This window comes from Clostridium sp. D33t1_170424_F3 (assembly GCF_015667585.1).
GTDB lineage: Bacteria > Bacillota > Clostridia > Oscillospirales > Acutalibacteraceae > Anaeromassilibacillus.
Map to the genome: position 1 here is coordinate 26,397 of NZ_JADPEG010000009.1, position 19,485 is coordinate 45,881.

Sequence of the window (19,485 nt, forward strand, 5' to 3'; positions counted from 1 at the left end):
TTTACCTACTATATTAGATTCGTTGCGTTTGCATCTAACTATATATTCGGCTTTGCTTCATTGCCGCAGTCAGCTTTGATTGTGAAAAATCCTTTGCGGAGGGCAATGGCGACGGCAAAGCTGGGATTGCGTTTTAACCACAGGCTGATCTGCCTGGCTATAACGTAACTATTTTAACCGCAAAGGGGATGCACATTAAAATGGGAGAAAAACCAATCATTGAGCTGAAAAACATCGCGGTTTCGTTTGACGGGGAGTCTGTGCTGAAGGATTTTAACCTCAGTATCCGGGGCGGGGAGTTTGTCACGCTGCTGGGGCCTTCCGGCTGTGGAAAGACCACAACCCTGCGGATTGTGGGCGGCTTTGTCAAACCGGACAGTGGCGATGTTTTTTTCAATGGCAAGAAAATCAACGATCTGCCGCCGCATAAACGGGAAGTCAATACGATTTTCCAGAAATATGCGTTGTTTCCGCATCTGAATGTTTACGAAAATGTGGCGTTTGGCATGCGGGTGCACGGCAAATCCGAAAAGGAAATTAAGCAAACTGTCCACGACCTGCTCAACATGGTGAATTTGAATGGCTTTGCACGCCGTAATGTCAATCTGCTCTCCGGCGGACAGCAGCAGCGCGTGGCGATTGCCCGTGCCTTGGCGAATCATCCAAAGGTCCTGCTTTTGGACGAACCGCTGGGCGCGCTGGACTTGAAGCTGCGCAAGGATATGCAGGTGGAGCTGAAGAAGATTCAGCAGCAGACCGGCATCACCTTTATTTTTGTCACGCATGATCAGGAGGAAGCGCTCTCCATGTCGGATACGGTTGTCGTGATGGACAAGGGCGAAATCCAACAGATCGGTACGCCGCAGGATATCTATAATGAGCCTAAAAATGCCTTTGTCGCGGACTTTATCGGTGAAAGCAACATATTGGACGGCGTAATGCATGCGGATTACCTGGTGGAATTTGCCGGGCAGAAATTCAAATGCGTGGATAAAGGATTTTCTCCCAAGGAGCCGGTGGACGTCGTCATCCGGCCGGAGGATATTGACGTGGTGGAGCCGGAACAGAGCTTGCTGTCCGGAATGGTCACCAGCGTCACTTTCAAAGGCGTGCATTATGAGATCATCGTGGACGTCAAGGGCTTTAAGTGGATGATCCAATCCACGGATTATCAGGAGGAAGGAAAAAAGATTGGACTGGTGCTGCAGCCGGATGATATCCATATCATGAAGAAATCGGAATATTCCGGCATGTTCGGCGATTACAGTACATTCAGCGACGAAATGGACGAGGATATCCAGGCCTCGGAACAGAGGGAGGCCGAAGAAGAGGATGAAGTCTAAAACTGCTTCAGTGCCCTATGGCATCTGGGTTTCTATTTTCATCGTGGTTCCGATGATTCTGGTCGTTATTTTTGCGTTTACCGATAAAAGCGGCAATTTTACGTTTTCCAATATTGCCGCAGTCGGACAGTACTCCAATGTGTTTTTGCGTTCCATCTGGCTGGGGGCGATTGCCACGGCGATCAGTCTTTTGATCGGTTATCCGCTGGCATACATTATCTCGCGTTCCGGTATGCGGGCGCAAAGCGTTTTGATCATGCTGGTCATGCTGCCGATGTGGATGAACTTCCTGCTGCGCACCTATGCTTGGATGACGCTTCTGGAAGACAACGGCATTATTAATACGGTAATCGCCTCCCTGGGATTTCCCAAATTTCATATGATCAATACCGCGGGCGCGGTGGTACTGGGAATGGTTTATAATTACATCCCTTACATGATCCTTCCGCTTTATTCGGTTCTGGCAAAGATGGATCACTCCGTAATCGAGGCGGCGCAGGACCTGGGCGCCAACCAGGGCCGCGTATTCAGGAAGGTGATCCTTCCGCTCAGCATGCCGGGCGTAATTTCCGGGATCACCATGGTATTTGTTCCCGCTGTCAGTACGTTTATCATTTCCAAAATGCTGGGCGGCGGTGCAAACCTGTTGATCGGCGACCTCATTGATATGCAGTTCCTGGGGAGCGCCTACAACCCCAATCTGGGTTCCGCTATCTCTCTGGTGCTGATGGTTCTGATTTTAATTTGCATGGGCATCATGAACCAGTTTGACGACGGCGAAGAGCACGGGGGAGGGCTGATGATATGAAAACAATTTCCAAGGTATATACAGCTCTTGTCTTCCTGTTCCTGTATGCGCCGATTTTTGTATTGATCATTTTTTCCTTTAACGATTCCAATACCATGAGCCGTTCGGTCTGGTCGGGTTTTTCACTGAAATGGTATACCCGCCTGTTTGAGGACCGGATGATTATGGAAGCGCTGAAAAATACCCTGATTATCGCCGTTGTGGCCGCGGTCGTCGCCACCATTTTGGGAACCGTGGCGGCGATCGGTATTAACGGTATCAACAATAAGCTGGCCAGACGCATGATGATGAATCTGACAAATCTGCCCATGGTCAACCCGGAGATCGTCACCGGCGTTTCTCTGATGCTGCTGTTTGTTTTTGTGGCACAGAAAATGGGCGGTTTATCTCTGGGAATGGTGTCCCTGATTCTGGCGCATATCACGTTCTGTTTGCCCTATGTTATTCTGTCGGTGCTGCCAAAGCTGCGACAGATGGATTCTCATTTGTATGAGGCGGCGCAGGACCTGGGCTGCAATCCGCTGCACGCATTCTTTAAAGTCGTATTACCGGAGATTTCCCCGGGAATTATTACCGGCATGATCATGGCGTTTACGCTGTCCATCGACGACTTTATCATCAGCTATTTTACCAGCGGCACCACGCAGACCCTGCCAATCTACATTTACTCCATGACCAGGAAGCGTATCAGCCCGGAGATTAACGCGCTGTCGACTTTGCTCTTTGCAGCGGTGCTCCTGCTGCTTCTGATTATCAATCTGCGGCAGTCGAGAGAGAAGCGCCTGGAAGAGGGAAAGGCGGTGGAGTCGTGACGTTTCAAAAACGGATCGCCGCTCTGCTGACTGCGGCTGTTCTGATTCTGGGAATGCCGGTATCCGCCATGGCGACGGAGGAAACACCGGAAGAAGAGGCAGCTCCCAAGCGCGGCGTGACCATCAACGTCTACAACTGGGGCGAATATATCTCCAATGGCGTTGACGATACGCTGGATGTCAACGCGGAATTTACCCGGCGTACGGGAATCGATGTCAACTACACGACCTTTGACACAAATGAATCCCTCTATTCCAAGTTGGCCGGCGGCGGGGCCAATTACGACGTCATCGTTCCGTCGGACTACATGGTTTCCAAGCTGCTGCAGGAGGGCTATCTGGAAAAGCTGAATTTTGATAGCATCCCCAATTTCCAGTATATCGATGAACAGTACCGCAATCCGGATTACGATCCGACCAACGAGTATTCCGTGCCGTACACCTGGGGCGTCGTAGGTGTTTTTTACAACAAAAACTATGTCCAGGAGACGGTGGACAGCTGGAGCATTCTCTGGAATCCGGACTACGCTGGAAAGATCCTGATGTTTGACAATCCACGCGATTCCTTTGGCATTGCACAAAAACGCCTGGATTATTCCTTCAACTCGACCAATGAAAAGGAATGGGAGGATGCCGCCGCACTTTTGAAGGAACAAAAGCCGTTGGTACAGGCATACGTCATGGATCAGATTTTTGACAAGATGGCCAGCGGAGACGCATGGCTGGCGCCTTACTACGCGGGCGACGCCGCCACCCTGGTGGACGACAATCCGGACATTGGATTTGCGATTCCAACCAAGGAGGGAACCAACTTTTTTGTGGATGCGCTCTGTATTCCCAAGGGAGCGAAGCACAAAAAAGAGGCGGAGGAGTACATCAATTTCCTCTGCGACCCGGAAATTGCTGCGGCCAATGTGGACTACATCGGCTATTCAACGCCGGAAACAGCGGCGAAGGAGCTGCTCCCGGAAGAAACGGTGGAGAATCCGATTTTCTATCCGCCAAAAGAGATTCTGGATAATTCCGAGGTTTTTGTCAATCTGCCGGAGGAAACCAGTATCCTGCTGGACAAGCTCTGGGCAGAGGTCAAGATGGGAGGCCCCGGGGAAACGGCGACCCTGGTGGCGGTTTTGGCGGGCTTTCTTTTGCTGTACCTCGCGATTGTGATCTATAAGAAACGGAAAGCAAAAAGAGAATTGCAATAACAAGAATGACAGGATGATAATGCACGTCCTGCATAAAATATTAACAAGATAAGAGCGATCCCCCTGCTTCTGACAGGGGGATCGTCGAATTTAGCTTATTTTTTTGTGTATTCTGTAAATTATAAGACAGTCTCTTTTTTCGTTGCGCAGCAGTCAGGGAAATGATACAATAGAAGCAATAAAATACAGGAAGGGGAGGTTTATTATGCTGATCAGGATTCAAAATGAGTGGGGAAGCGCAGAGGTGGAATCTCTTGGCGCACAGCTGATGAGCCATAAAAATGCGGAGGGCGTCGAATACCTCTGGCAGGGTGATCCGGCCTTCTGGAGCGGGCGTGCGCCCATTTTGTTTCCCACAGTTGGCGCCGTGCGCAATGGGGAAACCATTATGAAGGGAAAACCTTTCATGATGAAGCGGCACGGCTTTGCGCGCAATCTGGAGCATGCAGTTCTGGATTCCGGGAAGGATTTCGTTACATTTTCCCTGCGGGATTCAGAAGAGACGAAGAAGCAATACCCTTTTTCGTTTGAGCTGCGCGTAACCTACCGTTTGACAGAGGCCGGGCTTGCGACAGAATTTTATGTAAGCAACAGCGGTGCGGAAGATATGCCCTTCGGGATCGGTGGGCATCCCGCGTATTGTTGTCCTGTGATGCCGGGAGAAGCGTTTGAAGATTACAGTATTTTGTTTGAGAAAAAAGAAACGGCGCTCTGTCCGACCATCGATCTGCAGACGGGGCTGATCGATTTTAACAAACGCGAAAAGGTTCTGGACGACCATGCGGAAATTCCGTTGCGTCATGACCTGTTCGTAAACGACGCGCTGGTTTTCGATGCGCTGGTTTCTAAATCGGTCCGTGTATGCAGCCGTATTTCCGAGCACGGTGTGGAGATGAATTTTTCCGGCTATCCGATGCTGGGCATTTGGTCGGCGCAGGGAGACGCGCCGTTTGTGGCGCTGGAGCCATGGGCGGGCTGTGCCACCGCAGCGGATGAAGACGATGTTTTTACGCATAAACGGCATATCAACCTGCTGCAGCCCGGCACAAACAAATCGTTTGTTTTTACAGTAAAGCTTCTTTAAAATTTACATTTTAAAACCGCTTTGAAATGCATTCTCTGCAGGGAAAGAAAGTTTCCAGAACCTGTTCAGTGTTTGCAGAAAAAAGCGGTTTTCCTTTTTTTAAAGCCGTATCCAATGTACGCCAGTTTTCTCCCAAGAAAGCGCTTCGCCGCCGCTGAACTCCCAGTTAGCGGCAGTATAACGGAATTTTGACATCATAAACCTCCCGCCGTCGTGGCAAAGTAACAAATGCCGGTTCATAAACAGCGTTATATCGCAACTGCATTTTCCTGTTTATGGCGCCGGAAAAAGGCAAAAGGAGGTGAGTGATTGGAAACGGAAAAGAAAAGATGGAAAACCCGCACAAAGGCTGCGGCAGCCGCTGTGATTATGGCTGCTGCGGTTGTAACCACTTCTGTCGGCGTCGCGCGTTATTTTACGCCGGATCAATACAGCGTAACACGGGGGAACTCTCTGGAATGGAATTCCGGGGTGGTTTCTCTGCGCGGTTTGCAGGACGGAGGGGAAGTTTGTGCGGGTACGTCCACAGCTCCTGAAAATTATCGGGCGGAACTGATGCTGTTTCATTCCATCCCAATCAAGACAGTGCAGGTAAAGGTGATGGAAGAGACAAATGTGGTGCTTTGCGGCAGGCCGTTCGGTATTAAAATGTTTACAAACGGCGTAATGGTCGTTGGAGTGGCGGATATTCAGGGCGAGACTGCAACAGTCAATCCGGCAGCGGTTGCCGGGCTGAAAACAGGCGATATCATTACGGAAGTGAACGGACATGCAGTTAACCGGAATGAGGAGGTTGCCAAAGCAGTGGAAGAAAGCGCGGGGCAGCCGCTGCAGGTTACGTTTCAGCGGGAACATGAGTCCCAGACAGCAACGCTTGTTCCGGTACGTTCCAAGCTGGACGGCGCCTATAAAGCCGGGCTTTGGGTGCGTGACAGCACTGCCGGCATCGGAACATTGACGTTTTACGATCCTGCCACCAATTCCTTTGCGGGATTGGGACATGGAATATGCGATACGGACACCACAGAATTGATGCCTCTGCGCAACGGAGAAATTGTGCCTGTTACGATCAACGGCGTGGTCAAAGGAAAAAAAGGCGCGCCCGGAGAATTGAGAGGCTATTTTAATACGGATATGCCAATGGGAACGCTGTATGCCAACAGCGATCAGGGCGTTTACGGCCAACTAAAGGATGGCAGCGCCCAGAAGCAGGGATTGGTTGGCGATACGGTCTGCGTCGCGATGAAGCAGGAGGTAAAAACCGGTCCTGTTCAGATTTTAGCGACCGTAGACGGCGGAGAGGCAAAATATTACAATGCTTCCATTGAAAACATCAATTATCACGATACGGAAAGCAGCAAGAACATGATTCTGAAGATCACCGACCCGGAGCTGCTGAGCGAAACGGGCGGCATTGTGCAGGGCATGAGCGGCAGCCCGATTATTCAAAACGGCAAACTGATCGGCGCGGTTACGCATGTATTTGTCAATGACCCGACGCGCGGTTACGGCATTTTTGCGGAGAATATGCTGGGGGTTTGCCAAACGGTGGAAGAAACGCTGCAGAGACAAAGCGCGTAATTTTGATGTTCTAAAATATTTTTCCCCTTAATTAGAAAAATTATTTTTTCAAAAGCTATTGCCATATTTTCCAATATATGGTATGATAGCGGCATAATGAATCTACAATTAGGGGGACTTATTATGGAAAAGCGATTAAATGTAGTAGTATCAAACGACAGTGTGGAATTTCAAAAGGAATACGGTCGAGTTTTGGAAGAATGCGGTATGAACGTGACGTACGTTCCCAAAGACGGTATGAAAGTGATGGAAAAGATCGAAGAATTGCATCCCAATGTGGTTCTTGCCGATTTGTTTATGCCGCAGTTGGATGGTATCGGTGTGATGCATGCAGCGGAAAAGCTGGGCTCACAGAAGCCAATGTTCATTATCATTTCCAATTTTACCAGTCCTACCCTTGAAAGGGAAGTGATGTCTTCTGGAGCAGCCTATTTTGCAGTGTTGCCCTTCCATGCGGTGGACTTGGCAGAGCGCATCGTGCAGCTCGCTGGCATGGAGGAAGAAAGCCAGCTTTCCACTAACGCCAGGAGCAGTGCGAACGAGCCTTCTCTGGAAATTCAGGTCACGGAAATTCTGCACCAGATCGGCGTTCCGGCGCATATCAAAGGATACCATTACCTGCGTGATTCCATCATCATGGCGATTGAGACGCCGGATATTATTAACGCAGTAACCAAGCAGCTGTATCCCAGCGTTGCAAAACGGTATGAAACCACCAGTTCACGTGTGGAGCGCGCCATTCGTCATGCAATAGAAGTGGCTTGGGACCGCGGCGACGTTGATATTCTGAACAGCTATTTTGGGTATACGATCCACAACACCCGTGGAAAGCCCACAAACTCCGAGTTCATTGCCATGATCAGCGACCGTCTTCGTCTGCATATGAAATCCGCCAGCTGAATGAGGGTCAACTGCATCGCTTTACGGGAAAAACCTCCGCCTTGTTGAAGTTTCGACGAGGCGGAGGTTTTGTTTTGCAAAGATATCAATGAATTGTGTTGAAAACAGGATGAAAGAAATAGTTGTAACTTTTATAAATTCTGATATATGATAAATTATTTTGTTTACTATGATAAAATCGGATTGATCAGAGTCTTTAAAACCAGGAGGTGAAAAGGAGCGCTTACCGTTGTAATATTATATTTAGGAGGACGTCATGAAAAGGAGAGTATTGGCAATGCTGCTTTCCCTGTCTTTGATAGCGACAGGGCTCGGCATATACCCGGCTACGGCGGCGGAGGCGGCGCGCTTTGTGCCTGCAGATGCACAGGAGGTGCAGGCGCCGGAAGAGAATCTGCTTGTACATTTCTGGCTGGAGGATGGCCAGCCGTTTTACAATGTGGAGTTTCAGGGAAAAGAATTGGTTGAAAAATCCGCGATGGGTTTGAATACCTCAATTGGGGATTTAGACGGCGGCTTTACGCTGACCGGAACGGAGGAGAGTTCCGGGGATGAAATCTGGCAGCCTATCGTGGGCGAACAGGAACAGATTCGTGATTATTATAATCAGAAGTCTTTTGAATTGACCAATGATGAGGGAATCGTCCTGACGCTGGAGATGCGCGCTTACGATACCGGCGTCGCGTTCCGGTATTTGTTGCCAGAAGTCCCGCAGGGCATGAATTCCTATCTGATCACAGACGAACATACACAGTTTGTTTTTCCGGCGGGGGCGACGGCAAACGCGCACATCAGCGGCAATCAGACCGTTCCCAACCGTATTTCCGTCAGCAGCTTCAGTGCAAGTCAAACATACCAGCGTCCTATGACGCTGCAGTATCCGGACGGCGCGGCGTTGACCATCTGCGAGGCGAACCTGGACAACTATGGAGTGATGGTTCTGCGCAAGGATACGTCTGCCCAGCGGGCGCTTAAGGCGGAGTATACTTCCTATAAGCCCAGCCGCCCATCCAGTGCGCCGGCAAGAGGCCCTGAGATCACAGTGAAGGAGGACAGCCCCGCAGCGACGCCGTGGCGTACTTTTGTAATCGGCGCCAGCGAGGTCGAGCTGCCACAGAACAGCACAATTGTGGAAAATTTGAACGAAGCGCCGGATGAAGCGACCTACGGTTTCTCCGAATGGGTGGACCCGGGCACCTGCCTGCGCGCTGCGAGCGGTATGAATACCACGGCAATTAAAAGTATTGTCGATCAGGCGGCGGACCGCGGGATGAAATATGTGCTGCTGGATACCGGTTGGTACGGACCGGAATTCGACGTCAACTGCGACCCGCGTCTTGATCCGGCTGCTTTAGAGCCGGACAAGTATCCGAGCGATAAGATTTTGATGGATCAGTATTTCAGCACGACCGGCGGCTATCACAACACCGGAGAAGGCGTATTCAACACGCGCGGCAAGGGTTTCGACGTTTATAAGGATCTGGGTACGCCCGGCACCTTCCAGACAGACGTGGATATCCCGGCGATCTGCGACTACGCAAATACCAACGGTGTCGGCATCATCCTGTATGTCAATGGCGTTTATCTGCCCGACTCCAGCGGCAGAAACCGTTACGGGGCGGAAGAAATCTTTACCTATTTTGAAAAATGGGGCGTCAAGGGTGTGAAGCCCGGTTTCGTCCATGTGCGCGCGCAGGAATTTGAAAACTATATGCAGGAAGTCGTGGCGGCTGCCGCACGGCACAAGTTGATTATGACCGTTCACGATGAATATGTTCCGACCGGTTTGCAGCGCACATTCCCGAATCTGTTCTGCACGGAAGGCATTCTGGGCGATGAGGGAATCGGCAAGACGGACCCGCAGGTGCCGCAGGATATTGCGACGCTGTTTACCCGTACGATTCAGGGGCCGGCCGATCACACCTATTGCTGGCCCGGCAAGGCGACAAAGGCGTACGCGTTGGCGTCCCCGCTGATGTTCCGCACCGGCATGAACGTCCTGTACTGGTACACCAATCCGAACAGTGTGCCGGAGCAGGATAAGGACAAAATGGACTTTTGGAAGAATATGCCCACAACCTGGGATAAGAGTCTGTACCTGGAAGGCAAGATGTACGAGTACGCGACCTATGCGCGGCAGAGCAAAAGTAAAGACTGGTATGTCGGCAGCCTCTCTGCGATCGAGCGCACGCTGCAGGTGCCGCTGACCTTCCTGGATGAGGGCGTCTCCTATGTGGCGGATGTCTACGCAGACGGTGCAGACGCGGATGCATATGCCGGCTGGAACAGTGACGCAAAGAGAAAGCAAACGCTGGAGAACAACAAGTATATTGTTTCCAGCAAATCGGTTCTGGAGCGCGACCTGAAATACGGCTTCGGCTACGCGGTAAAGCTGACTCCGGCGACGGAAGAAGATCTGAAAACGCTGCCCGCTTACAATGTAGACCGTGAGCGCATGGAGTCTGTGCTCCGGCAGTTGCAGGGTCTGAATGAAGGCGACTATACTTCCGATACCTGGGCGGTCCTGACGCAGGCAATTCAAAAGGCGGAAGCGCTGTTAAACGCAGCAGAGGATGTACCGGCAGAGCAGTATCAGCAGGCAACAGCTGCTTTGCAGCAGGCAAAAGAGGGCCTTCGTTCCAAGCAGGCGCTGACCGATGCGGTCAGCAGCGCCGGTGTGCTGACGGAAGCACATTATACCAGCGAGAGCTGGAAGGTTTTAAAGGATGCACTGCAGGAGGGAGAACGCCTGTTGGAGGAACAGCAGGTATCCCAGGAAGAGATCGATCATGCGGCGGAGCAGATTAAAAAAGCCATTCAGGAGCTGGTCAAGCGGAATGGGCTGGAGGTCATGTCCTCCACCTATCTGGACAGTCTTGATTGGCTGTCAAAATCGTCCGCTCACAACAACTTTATTGCAAAAAATAAAGCATACAGCGGTTCGATCGTTCTGCGTATCAACGGAGCGGACGTTCCGTTTGCGCATGGCGTCGGAACCCACGCACAGTCAGAAATCTATTACAACATCGAAGGTATGGGCTTTGAGGTCTTTGAGGCTACCGTCGGTGTCAGCGCGGCAAAACTGGATGAGAAGATGGGCAATGTCATTTTCCGCGTATACGGCGACGGAAGATTACTGTACGAGACGCCGGCGGTTGGCTATGGAGCAGCGGTGACGTCCATGCCGATCAGTGTTCCGGTTGCGGGCGTAAAAGAGCTGCGCCTGCAGGCGGATACCAACGGCGCCAATTCGGGCGACCACTCCAACTGGGCGGATGCAAAGTTTGTACAGTTGGGCGTTCCGGGACTGGCGGCTATCTCCGTGAATGGAACTGAGCTGCCAGAGTTCAAATCTTCCCGGTATGAATATTTTGTGCCGCTTGCCGAGGGACAAACAGAGGTTCCGGAGGTCACAGCGGAGGTGCTGGATGGTATGCCGATTACCTTCGAGGTGTTCCCGGCGCAGAAGGTGCCCGGCACAACGGAAATTCACGTCCAGACGTCCACCGAAACACTGGTATATAAAGTGAATTTTTGCAATATGGCTTTGGCGGATTATGTAAGTGACCTTGACTATGAGTCCGCGGTGGTGCATGGCGGCAAAGTTTACAAGGATATTTCTTATGAAAATAACCCGATGGCGGTTACCGCCGCTGATGGCAAAAGTGAAATGCTTTTTGAAAAAGGTCTTGGAACCCATGCGCCGGCAAATGAAACCGGCTACATTGTCTACGATTTGGGAGGGAAAGGCTACGATCGTTTCCAAAGCTGGGTTGGCATCAGCTATCGCAAAAACGATCCCCGTTCCACTGTGCGGTTCCGCGTCTTTGCGGACAATGAGCCGACTGCGCGCTTTGACAGCGGCGTGATGCAATATCGCACACCGGCCAAGTTTATCGATCTGGACATCCGCGGCGTCAACAAGCTGCGTCTTGAAATCGACCGAGTGGATTCCAATGCCGCAGACCATGCGAACTGGGCGGACGCAAAACTCCTTACCTATGAGGAGATCAAAGCAGACCCGCAGCTGCTGAACGTGCAGTGGAACCCGAGCCAGGCGGATGTGGAAATCGCCGGCGAAGCGGACGTGCTGATCGACGGCAACGGCATCTACGGCGCGAAGGTGGTTCCGGGCACGAAGATGACCTTCACCTTCACCCCGGCGAACGGCCCGTTTGCGAGCGCAAAGCTGAACGGCGAGGATATCCCGTTTGAAGCCGACGGCTTTACCTACACCTATACCATGCCGAACGACAAAACCGTTCTGCGCTTCACCTTCACCAGCGTGAACAAGGATATTCTTGAAACTCTGCTGGAGAAGGCAAACGAAGTGACCGACGAGCAGCTCGACAAACTGGTTGAATCCGTCCGCACGAAGTTCCTCGCGGCGCGCGACAACGCCCAGAAGGTCTTTGAAAGCGATAAGGCGACCCAGGACGAAGTGAACGAAGCCTGGAAAGAACTGCTCGACGCGATGCATTACCTCTCCTTCGAGGAAGGCACCAAGGACGAGCTGAAATACTGGCTCGACTACGCGGCGGAGCTGGATCTGGACAACTTTACTCCGGCCAGCCAGGAGGGCTACACGGAAGCGCTCGCCTATGCACAGGAAGTCTACAACGACGAGGGCGAAACACTGAAGGCGGAAGTCGAGAAGGCGGCAAAGAACCTGCACGAAGCGATTCTGCGCCTGGAGTTCAAGGCAAACACGGAAACGCTGGAAGCCTTTGTAAAGCAGGCACAGGAGATTGAAATCGACAAGTATCTGGACGGCCCGGAGAAAGACAAGTTCAATGAGATTCTCCCGCAGGCGGAAGCCCTTCTGGAAGACGCGAACGCGACCCAGAAGCAGGTGGACGAGATGGCGGACGCTCTGTACGAGGCGATGATGAATCTGCGTATGATCCCGGACAAGGAAGTGCTGAAAGCCCTGATCGACGAGTCCGAAGCGCTCAACCCGGCGGACTACACCGAGGCGAGCTATGCGATCCTGCGCGCGGCGCTGAATACCGCACTAAACGTCTACGAAGACGAGAACGCCACGCAGGAGGAAATCACGGCAGTCTGCGCAACGGTGGAGAAGGCCCGCGCGGGCCTGGTTCCGGCAGACAAGCCGGAGGAGCCTGAGAAACCCGACAACAAACCATCCAATAAACCCTCCGGCGGCAGTTCCGGCAGCAAAAAGCCGGCTGGCAACGTTTCCGGTGCGGGAACGGCAGTCGCCGTGACCAACCCGGTCATCAGCGCGGCGCAGAACGTGATGGGCCAGAAGTCCATCTGTTCCGACACCACAGCAAACTTCACTTTGAAGAGAGGCAGTGCCTACTGCTTCAAGATGACGGTTGTCAACGGAAGCAATACGGCCCCGAACTTCACCGTGGGCAACGGCAATGTACTGAAGACCCAGTTTGTGGCGAAGACCGGCAACGACTGCTATTACAGAGTCTGGGCCATCGGCACACCGGGCCAAAGCACCGGCGTGTATACGACTATGTCCAATGAGGAGCCGCAAAAGCATTGTGTTATCACAATTGCATAAAATGGTCTTCGCTGTAAGCGCGTCCCGACCGGAGGTCCCCAATGAAGCGGCACAGCAGCATTGTGTGGTAATCGTCGGCTAAAATATGAGCTGGCATATAAAGCAAAGGGCCTCGGGATATGTATCCCGAGGCCCTTTGCTTTAATATTGTGTGCATTCAGAATGCTTCTCTGCGCCGCTGTTTGCGGAGTTCCCTGCGGCGTTCTCCGGCATCCCATTCGGCACGTTCCTGAAAAGTTTCGCAGATCAATCCGGGCACTTGGACCGGATTGCCATCGTCATCCAAAGCAACCTCCACCAGATAGGCGGTGTTGACCAGTTTACGTTCTCCGGATAAATCCTCAACGAAGCTGTCGACACGTACCTCCATAGAGGTTTTGCCCACATAGGTCATTTTGCCGTGGAGAACGACAATGCTATTTTCATAAACAGCTTCTTTAAACTGCAAATTATCAATTGCGGCGGTGGTCACATTATGATTTGCATGTCTGGTAGCAACAATTCCCCCCACAATATCAATCCAAGCCGCTAATTGTCCGCCAAATACACGACCGGCGCCGTTCAAATGGTTTGGCATAATGGTCTGAAACTGTTCTACCTCGGAATCGGCCACGCGTTTGGCGGCGACTTGTGTGTGCATGTATCATCAGATCCTTCATAAAAAGTTTAAATATACAAATCTGTAACATCAATTTAAATTTATTATAGCATACCCAACCAGAAGAAAATTTCTTTTTAATCTGAGGTAGTTTTTATAATCCAGCCAGTATGATTCAATGTTCTCTCAGCCGTCGGAAGCTCTGCTTCCGCTTACGGCGTGAGGTTACTCAATCATACCCGATTTATGATACAGCGTCTTTTGGGGTTAGAGTTGTTTTTATAATCCAGCCGGTATGATTCAATGTTCTCTCAGCCGTCGGAAGCTCTGTCTCCGCTAACGGCGTGAGGTTACTCAATCATACCCGATTTATGATGCAGCGTCTTTCAGGGTTAAAGCTGTTTTTATAATCCAGCCGGTATGATTCAATGTTCTCTCAGCCGTCGGAAGCTCTGCTTTCGCTTACGGCGTGAGGTTATTATAGCCTAAAATGCACATTTCTGTAAAGATACCTTGTGAAAACTGATGGAAGAGGGAAAAAGCGTTCCAGAATGATCGGAAGAGGTAACAGGATTGTAATTGCTTCCGTTAAAAATAGTGTTTATAATAATTTCTATGCTATAAGAGGGAGGCGGCAAAATGCAGAATACGCCAAAGTGCTGTGCGATCCTGGTGGCCGCAGGAAGCTCCAGCCGAATGGGGACGGCATGTTCCAAGCAGTTTCTTCCGCTGTGCGGCAGGCCTGCAATTTCTTATACGTTGCACGCGTTTGAACAGGCGGAGTCAGTTTCCGATCTGGTTATAGTCTGCCGTAAAGAAGACATTTGTGAAATGGAACGGATTGCAAAACAATGCGGCATGAAAAAACGAAGGGCAATTATTCCGGGAGGCGCAACCAGGCAGCAATCGGTTGCCGCCGGACTGGCGGAAGTGCCCGCTGATGCCGCATATATTGCCGTCCACGACGGCGCGCGTCCGTTAATTTTGCCGGAGGAAATAGACGCTACAGTGCGGGATGCCTATACACATGGAGCCAGCGCGCTTTGCGCACCGGTTAAGGATACTATCAAGCGCCAGGATACCACGGGCTTTGTTCAGGAAACCCCTCCCAGAGAGCTGCTGCGCGCCGTACAGACGCCGCAGGTTTTTCGCTTGGATCTTTACCGGCGGGCGATGGAACAGGCGGAAAAAGAAGACGCGGACTATACGGATGACTGCCAGCTTGTGGAGCATATGAACGTGAAGGTGCATCTCCTGACGGGCGGATATACCAATTTAAAACTGACCACGCGAGAAGATATTGCAGCGGCAGAGTCAATATTACAAAAGAGAGGCGGAAACTGTATGCGGATAGGCCATGGATATGATGTGCATCGTTTTGCGGAAGATCGCAAATTGATTCTTGGCGGCGTTGAAATCCCTTACGAAAAGGGGCTTTTGGGGCATTCTGATGCGGACGTTTTGTCACATGCAATGATGGACGCTCTGCTTGGCGCGGCAGCGCTGGGAGATATAGGAAAATGGTTCCCGGATACAGATCCGGCGTATAAGGGTGCGGACAGCCTGTCTTTGATGAAACAGGTCTGCGCGCTTTTGACGGAGCGTGGTTTTTCCATCTGCAACATCGATGCGACGGTCCTGGCGCAGGAACCCAAGCTAAAGCCGTATATTTCTGACATGCGCTGTAGGATTGCCGGAGCCTGCGGGTTGGCGCCGGAGCGTGTCAGTGTGAAAGCGACCACTGAGGAAGGGCTCGGCTTTACGGGAGAGAAAAAAGGAATTGCCGCGCACGCGGTCTGTTTGGTTCAGGAAAGCTAAAAGAGCAATCGTTCTTTCCCGGGAAATAGTCAAAGGGCTTGTTTTCGGCATACTCTGTTATAAAAAACAGAGAGGTGATACTTGTGGGCAAGCCTATGATTTTGGTAAGCTCGATCACGTATGCGATGAAGGGCCGGGATATTCTTTTCCAGCATGGAATCAAATCGTATGTGGAGAGAATGCCGCACAATACGGGGAGTGTTGGATGCGGTTACAGCATATATGTTCCCAACCGTACGGACGAGGCAGAGCAGATTTTAATTCAGTCGGGCATTCATGTGAACGGCAGAGTGGAAAGAGAGGGCGCGATATGATCTATCTCGACAATGCCGCGACCACTTATCCAAAGCCGCCGCAGGTACTGCAGGCGGTCAATTACTCGTTAAAATACTATGGGGCGAATCCCGGCAGGGCGGGCCACGCGATGTCCATGGCGGCAGCGGAGGAAATTTACCGCTGCCGGTCCGCCGTCGCGGACTTCTTCCAGGCGCCGGGACCGGAATGCATTGCGTTCACATTAAATTGTACGCATGCGATGAATATTGTGTTAAAGGGACTATTAAAGCCGGGCGATCATGTAGTGACGTCCTGTCTGGAGCACAACGCGGTGATGCGGCCGCTGCAGGCGTTGCAGAAAAAAGGTATTACGTATACCATGGCGCAGGTGGTTCCGGGGGATAACGACGCGACGGTCGACGCCTTCCGCAAAGCGTTGCGCGCAGATACCAAACTGATTGTCTGCACGCATGTTTCCAATGTGTGGGGAATCCGTCTGCCAATTGAACGGTTGGCCGCGCTGGGCCATGAGTACGGTGTTCCGATTGCCATTGACTGTGCGCAGAGTGCGGGTGTCCTGCCGGTCAATATGCAGGATAACGGCTTTGATTATTTGTGTGTGGCAGCGCACAAAGGTCTGTATGCGCCTATGGGGATGGGCGTTTTGGTTACGCCCAACGGTTCCGGGCTGGATACCCTGGTTGAGGGCGGTACGGGAACCTCGTCAATTTCTCTGGACCAGCCGGATACCATGCCGGACCGGATGGAAAGCGGGACAGTCAACGTGCCGGGAATTGCCGGTCTGCGCGCCGGTGTGGAATTTGTGAAAAGCAAGACGCCGGCGCGAATTTATGCCCATGAGATGTCTCTGGTACAGATGCTGCATCGGGATTTATCGCGCATGAAGGGCGTTCAGCTCTATACGCCGGAGCCGGTGGAACCCTGCTTTGCGCCAGTGCTCTCTTTCAACCTGGAGGGAGAGGACAGCGAAATTGTAGCGAAAAAATTGGGAGATATGGGAATTGCAGTACGTGCAGGACTGCATTGCGCGCCCAAAGCGCACGAATTCATGGGAACTTTGGAGCAGGGTGCGGTGCGTGTTTGCCCATCGGCTTTCAGCACACCAAACGAAATGCGGGCATTTTCAAATGCAATTATGAAAATAAATAGAAAATAAGGGAAAAGCATTTGCATATTTCATAAGATGTGATAAAATTATGTTGGATATTTTTAGTCTGGAAAGGCTTTTCAATAAAGCACAAGGTGTGAATGAGGCGAAGATGTAAAAATATGGAGATAGTGGGTGCTTATGGATATGGGGTTTGTTTCAGGACTGTGGGATACGTTCCTGGCTTTGGCCAACACCTTTCGGTTGGCGGATGCACTGGATGTATTGCTGGTCTCATTTATTATTTATAACGGAATTAAACTGGTCCGTGAGACACGCGCGGAACAGCTTGTCAAGGGTATCATCATTTTAATGCTGGTCTATGCGGCTTCGGTCGTTCTGCAATTGAATATGATGAAAACGCTGCTGGATTATTTCTTCAATTTTACCATCATTGCTCTTCTGGTCATCTTTCAGCCGGAGGTTCGGCGTGCGCTGGAGCAGATTGGCCGGAGCAAGATCAGTAATCAGAACTGGTTCCAGTTCTCTTCCGAAGAAGTTGAAAAATTGCAGCAGCAAAAACGTAAATGTCTGAATGCGGTGGTGGACGCCGCCGCAAACTTTCAGAAGACCAAAACCGGCGCGCTGATCGTCTTTGAAATGCAGACGAAGCTGGGCGATATCATTGATACAGGTACGATTGTAAATGCTGAACCGACCGTTCCCATGATTGGAAATATCTTTTTTAATAAAGCGCCCCTGCACGACGGTGCGATGGTCATCCGGGACGGCGTGATTTACGCAGCGGGATGTATTCTTCCGCTGACAAAAAGCGATAACGTCAGTATTGAGCTGGGAACCCGTCACCGTGCCGCAATCGGCATGAGCGAAAACTCCGACGCTGTAGTCATGGTTGTTTCTGAAGAGACAGGTCAGATTTCAATTGCCGTCAACGGCGTACTGACGCGAAACTACACCCGGGAAACCTTGAAAAGCGCATTGGAGGCGTTGATTCTGCCGGATAATGCAGGGGAAAAGAAACAGAGTCGAATCCCTTCGATTAGGAGGGCGAAAAAATAATGGATCACAAGAAATTTAGTTTGGGCGCGCTCTTTTATAACAATAAGTTTGTCCTGGTTTTTTCTGTCCTGATTGCTTTGGGATTGTGGGCGGTTTTGGCATTGCGCAATACGGAGGATATTCCGCGGACCGTCACAGAGGTACCCGTGGTAATACGATTGTCCGATTCCGCGCAGCAGTCAGGGTTAAAAGTGTTCAGTCCGACCGATGCAAAGGTCAAGGTTTCCATCAAGGGCAACAGCTTGACAGTCAATCAGGTCAAAAATACCGACTTGCAGGTGGAAGCAAAGCAGGCCTCGTCACTGACCGGACCAGTCAGCGATTATAAGCTGGAGCTGACGGAAAAGAAGCTCTCCAACCTGACCAACTACGAAGTGGTTTCCATTGAACCTTCTTCGGTATTGGTGACGGTGGATTATTACAGTGAAAAGGTGTTTAATATTGACACCAGCAAGATTACGCCGCCGGTGGACCCGCGCTATTATCTGAATTCCCCCACATTGTCCAGCGACAGCGTGACGGTTTCCGGTCCCAAGCAGGTGGTGGATAAAGTGGCCAAAGTTATGGTGCCCTATGAACAGGATAAAACGCCGCTGACGGAAACAAAACATTTTACGTCCCGGCTGGTCATGCTGGACGCGGATGGCAATGAGATTAAAAACGACCGCATTTCTCTCAGTATGGAGAGCGTAGACGTCACCTGCAACGTGCTGTCGAGAAGGGTCCTTCCTTTGAAAGTGGACTTTACCAATAAGCCGTATGGGATGATGAACCTGCTGAGCCGCGTTTCCATTGAGCCGGAGGAGATCGAAGTGGCGGGGCCGGAGGATGCGTTTGCAAATATTTCCGAAATTAATCTCCCGACCATCGACTTTTCCACCATCAGCCCGACAAACAATGAGTTTGACGTGGACGTCAGTCTGCCAACCGGTTTTAAGAACGTCAGTAATATCTATACAGCAAAGGTTACTGTGGATTTGGGTTCCTATACAACCCGCACGATGGCGCTCAATCCGGAGACAATTACGTTTAAAAACCTGAGCGCTGGCAGTGAAGCGGAGGTCTATACCAAAAATCTCAGTGTAACGGTGGTCGGCCCGCCGGGCGAGCTGGAAACTCTCACGGAAAATAACCTGTTTGCGCAAATCGATATGACGGGTAAAGAGGAGTTTACCGGCCAGACGGAAATGGCGGTTACCATCAGTATCACCGGCGGCCCCAACTGTTGGGCTTACGGCAACTACATGGCGAATGTTGGAATCCGGGAAAAAACTGAATAGCACAGGCAAACAGCACGGCGTCTGCCGTGCTGTTTTTTTGTTGGGAGTTTACG

14 protein-coding genes are annotated in these 19,485 nt (G+C 51.3%); 13 read left to right on the top strand and 1 reads right to left on the bottom strand.

Features of this window, described 5'->3' with window-relative positions; translation table 11 throughout:
* Positions 1–200 precede the first annotated feature (200 nt).
* The 8 genes from potA to I4V53_RS07540 all read left to right on the top strand — a co-directional run bounded on the left by potA (position 201) and on the right by I4V53_RS07540 (position 13,272).
* Positions 201–1,343: a spermidine/putrescine ABC transporter ATP-binding protein gene (gene potA, locus I4V53_RS07505; protein WP_195985061.1), complete on the top strand. Its 1,143-nt coding sequence runs from the start codon at positions 201–203 to the stop codon at positions 1,341–1,343.
* Positions 1,333–2,151, top strand: a complete 819-nt coding sequence (locus tag I4V53_RS07510; RefSeq protein ID WP_195985062.1) for an ABC transporter permease — start codon at positions 1,333–1,335, stop codon at positions 2,149–2,151. The genes potA and I4V53_RS07510 overlap by 11 nt, the downstream gene beginning before the upstream one ends.
* Positions 2,148–2,963, top strand: coding sequence for an ABC transporter permease (locus tag I4V53_RS07515; protein ID WP_195985063.1), 816 nt, complete (start codon positions 2,148–2,150; stop codon positions 2,961–2,963). The genes I4V53_RS07510 and I4V53_RS07515 overlap by 4 nt, the downstream gene beginning before the upstream one ends.
* The gene (locus tag I4V53_RS07520) at positions 2,960–4,168 is read left to right on the top strand and encodes an ABC transporter substrate-binding protein (RefSeq protein ID WP_353616494.1); all 1,209 of its coding nucleotides are present in this window, start codon (positions 2,960–2,962) and stop codon (positions 4,166–4,168) included. The genes I4V53_RS07515 and I4V53_RS07520 overlap by 4 nt, the downstream gene beginning before the upstream one ends.
* A gap of 205 nt (positions 4,169–4,373) precedes the next feature.
* Positions 4,374–5,252 carry an aldose 1-epimerase family protein gene (locus I4V53_RS07525; RefSeq protein ID WP_195985064.1) on the top strand — a complete coding sequence of 293 codons (879 nt, stop codon included), beginning with the start codon at positions 4,374–4,376 and terminating at the stop codon, positions 5,250–5,252.
* Positions 5,253–5,561: 309 nt separating this feature from the next.
* A complete protein-coding gene (gene spoIVB / locus I4V53_RS07530; RefSeq protein WP_286167071.1) occupies positions 5,562–6,833 on the top strand; it encodes a SpoIVB peptidase in 1,272 nt (423 codons plus the stop codon).
* Between the two features lie 123 nt (positions 6,834–6,956).
* Positions 6,957–7,733: a sporulation transcription factor Spo0A gene (gene spo0A / locus I4V53_RS07535; RefSeq protein ID WP_195985065.1), complete on the top strand. Its 777-nt coding sequence runs from the start codon at positions 6,957–6,959 to the stop codon at positions 7,731–7,733.
* A gap of 256 nt (positions 7,734–7,989) precedes the next feature.
* The gene (locus I4V53_RS07540; RefSeq protein ID WP_195985066.1) at positions 7,990–13,272 is read left to right on the top strand and encodes an NPCBM/NEW2 domain-containing protein; all 5,283 of its coding nucleotides are present in this window, start codon (positions 7,990–7,992) and stop codon (positions 13,270–13,272) included.
* Positions 13,273–13,429: 157 nt separating this feature from the next.
* Here I4V53_RS07540 and I4V53_RS07545 read toward each other — a convergent pair whose 3' ends face one another.
* Complete coding sequence (locus I4V53_RS07545; protein WP_195985067.1) at positions 13,430–13,912, bottom strand: acyl-CoA thioesterase; 483 nt, start codon at positions 13,910–13,912, stop codon at positions 13,430–13,432.
* A 597-nt stretch (positions 13,913–14,509) separates the two neighbouring features.
* Between I4V53_RS07545 and ispD the strand changes: the two genes are divergently transcribed.
* From ispD to I4V53_RS07570, 5 genes are all read left to right on the top strand, one after another.
* Positions 14,510–15,688 carry a 2-C-methyl-D-erythritol 4-phosphate cytidylyltransferase gene (ispD, locus tag I4V53_RS07550; RefSeq protein ID WP_195985069.1) on the top strand — a complete coding sequence of 393 codons (1,179 nt, stop codon included), beginning with the start codon at positions 14,510–14,512 and terminating at the stop codon, positions 15,686–15,688.
* Positions 15,689–15,771: 83 nt separating this feature from the next.
* Positions 15,772–16,002, top strand: coding sequence for a putative Se/S carrier-like protein (locus I4V53_RS07555; RefSeq protein WP_242846263.1), 231 nt, complete (start codon positions 15,772–15,774; stop codon positions 16,000–16,002).
* Positions 15,999–17,141, top strand: coding sequence for an aminotransferase class V-fold PLP-dependent enzyme (locus I4V53_RS07560; RefSeq protein ID WP_195985071.1), 1,143 nt, complete (start codon positions 15,999–16,001; stop codon positions 17,139–17,141). Before I4V53_RS07555 ends, I4V53_RS07560 begins: the two co-directional genes overlap by 4 nt.
* A 138-nt stretch (positions 17,142–17,279) precedes the next feature.
* Positions 17,280–18,152: a diadenylate cyclase CdaA gene (gene cdaA / locus I4V53_RS07565; RefSeq protein WP_195985073.1), complete on the top strand. Its 873-nt coding sequence runs from the start codon at positions 17,280–17,282 to the stop codon at positions 18,150–18,152.
* On the top strand, positions 18,152–19,432 hold the full coding sequence (locus tag I4V53_RS07570) for a CdaR family protein (protein WP_195985075.1): 1,281 nt from the start codon (positions 18,152–18,154) through the stop codon (positions 19,430–19,432). Before cdaA ends, I4V53_RS07570 begins: the two co-directional genes overlap by 1 nt.
* Positions 19,433–19,485 lie beyond the last annotated feature (53 nt).